Below are 2,570 nucleotides of genomic sequence, written 5' to 3' on the forward strand. Positions count from 1 at the left end.
ATTGATCTTATCTTCGCCGACCCACCCTACAACTTGCAGCTCAAAGGTGAGCTGCATCGCCCCGATAACTCCCGCGTTGATGCGGTTGATGACCATTGGGACCAATTCTCGTCGTTCGCCGTCTATGACAAGTTTACCCAAGACTGGCTCAAAGCGGCACGCCGATTGCTCAAACCCAATGGGGCTATTTGGGTAATCGGCTCTTATCACAACATCTTTCGGGTCGGTTCTGCCCTTCAAAATGAAGGCTACTGGATCCTGAATGATGTGGTTTGGCGCAAGTCAAACCCGATGCCAAACTTCCGCGGCAAGCGCTTTACGAACGCCCATGAAACGATGATCTGGGCCTCTAAATCCGAGGGCGCAAAGTACACGTTCAACTACGAAGCGTTAAAGGCCCTCAATGAGGGAATCCAGATGCGCTCTGACTGGGTTCTGCCGATCTGTACGGGCCATGAGCGCCTGAAAGATGAAGCCGGCGACAAAGCACATCCGACACAAAAGCCTGAAAGCCTGTTGCACCGCATTCTGGTTGGATCCACCAACCCCGGCGATGTGGTTCTAGATCCGTTCTTCGGCACTGGAACAACTGGCGCTGTCGCCAAAATGTTGGGCCGCGAATACATCGGTATCGAGCGCGAGGAAGCCTATCGCAAAGTTGCCGAAAAGCGCATCAAAGCGGTACGCAAGTTTGATCGCGAAGCACTGCAGGTTTCCACATCCAAACGTGCCGAACCGCGCGTTCCTTTTGGCCAATTGGTCGAGCGCGGCATGCTGCGTCCGGGCGAAAACCTCTATTCCATGAACAACCGTCACAAAGCCAAGGTGCGCGCAGATGGCACGCTTATTGGTGATGATGTGAAGGGGTCTATCCATCAGGTCGGTGCCGCGCTAGAGGGCGCGCCAAGCTGCAATGGCTGGACCTACTGGAGCTTTAAGCGCGATGGCAAAACGGTGCCAATCGATGTGCTGCGCCAGCAAATCCGCTCTGAAATGGCCGAAAAGCCTCTCTAAGCGATTACCCAAATTATTACGAACACCGCCGGTGCCTGTGTCCTGACTTCACGGCACCTACTGACCCCGCCTTGTCTTCAAGGCGGGGGTTTTTTGTTTGCGGTTTGAAGAATCTGCACTTTAGCCGCCTCATTCAGAACGTCAGCTGCCGCGCGAATAAGGCGGGCCTTTCGGTTTGCTAGAAACGTGTCGACGATCACATATGCCTTCCAGGAGAAAACGACCAAGCTGATTAGGCCCAGCAAGACGAAGAACACCAGTGACAGATTGAAATAGGAACGTATGTCAGGGGAGCTTCCCAAGCGGAACGCACTTTCGAATGAAAACGTGATGAGCCCCAGCTGACGGCTTTGCGCGCTACTATCAAACCGTGCGACAATCTCGGCCTCGGGCTGGCAAAGCTCATCAAAAATCTGCGCGCCTAGCCGCATATCCATTGCGCCAATGCCTATCGTTTTCGCGTTACCCTGCCGCCCCAAAGCATCTATATCCTTCAGCAGATCATCAAGGAACGGCGCGTAGATCGACAGGCTGCTTTGCTTCAAAAGGGGCGCAACACTGTCGGGTTGCAACCGGTTGAGCGCGACGGTCAACGCGTGCCGCTCACTTAGCGAAATAGGTAGGCCATCAAATACAGTTCGTTGGATGATCTGGTTGATCTGATCGAACACCCGTTTTTCGACGCAACTTGCCTGCGCCATAGTGCCTGCAAACAATACGAACCATAGGCCAATGAAGACTTGAACGGGTTTTAGGATCGCCACACGCATCGCACTGTTCCCCAAAAGATCGCCCAGCTATGCACCTCAATAATGAATCTTGGGTAAACCCGGCCAAATCGCTTGCTGCATTGGATGCGTAGTTTCTATGATGCAACGATCTGCAATGGGGAAAACATGGAAAAGATCGATTTAAAGAAGAAGCTGAAAACGCTTTATGGACCGTCCAAAGCAGATTTTGTTCAGGTTGATGTACCGGCGATGAACTTTGTCATGATCGATGGCGCTGGGCGGCCAGGCAACCCGGTCTACGTCGAGGCGTGTGAATAGCTATATCCCGTTAGTTACGGGCTGAAATTCATGTCTAAACTGACGCTTGGAAAGGACTATGTCGTCGCGCCACTGGAAGGGCTTTGGTGGGCGGATGATATGAGCGCCTATACCGAAGGTCGCCGTGATGAGTGGCTCTGGACGCTAATGATAATGCAGCCTGATTGGATCACAGCCGATATGTTCGCGCAGGCACTGGAGAAGGCGGTTGAAAAGAAAGGCCCGCAGCCGCCCTCGCTTCGTTTCGAGAGTTTTGCAGAAGGGTTATCGGTGCAAATTCTCCACATTGGTCCCTATAGCGACGAAGGACCGACGCTTGCACGGCTTCATAACGAATACATGCCTGAACATGGTTTGACGTGGAACGGAAAACACCATGAAATCTATCTAAGCGACCCGCGGCGGGCCGCACCTGAAAAGCTGAAAACCGTTTTGCGCCAGCCGGTCAAACGAGCCTAAGCGCAGCGCCATTCTGTGGCGCCGCGCAGTCGTTTAATAGTTAGGAAG

General features: G+C 53.2%; 4 protein-coding genes. 3 read left to right on the top strand and 1 reads right to left on the bottom strand.

The annotated features are described in order from the left end of the window. A partial coding sequence (locus tag WBC85_RS04010; RefSeq protein WP_424433387.1) for a site-specific DNA-methyltransferase occupies positions 1 to 1,014 on the top strand: 1,014 nt, incomplete at its 5' end. A gap of 77 nt (positions 1,015 to 1,091) precedes the next feature. Here the strand turns inward: WBC85_RS04010 and WBC85_RS04015 are convergent. Further along, entirely contained in the window at positions 1,092 to 1,784 is a 693-nt protein-coding gene (locus tag WBC85_RS04015) for a hypothetical protein (protein WP_424433388.1), read from the bottom strand. Between the two features lie 126 nt (positions 1,785 to 1,910). Here WBC85_RS04015 and WBC85_RS04020 point away from each other — a divergent pair, with 126 nt between their 5' ends. Both WBC85_RS04020 and WBC85_RS04025 read left to right on the top strand, forming a co-directional pair. Continuing rightward, entirely contained in the window at positions 1,911 to 2,063 is a 153-nt protein-coding gene (locus WBC85_RS04020; protein ID WP_424433389.1) for a hypothetical protein, read from the top strand. A 30-nt stretch (positions 2,064 to 2,093) separates the two neighbouring features. Continuing rightward, the gene (locus tag WBC85_RS04025) at positions 2,094 to 2,522 is read left to right on the top strand and encodes a GyrI-like domain-containing protein (protein WP_424433390.1); all 429 of its coding nucleotides are present in this window, start codon (positions 2,094 to 2,096) and stop codon (positions 2,520 to 2,522) included. The last annotated feature ends 48 nt before the right edge of the window (positions 2,523 to 2,570 follow it).

Source organism: Planktotalea sp., from assembly GCF_049680325.1.
Taxonomy (GTDB): domain Bacteria; phylum Pseudomonadota; class Alphaproteobacteria; order Rhodobacterales; family Rhodobacteraceae; genus Planktotalea.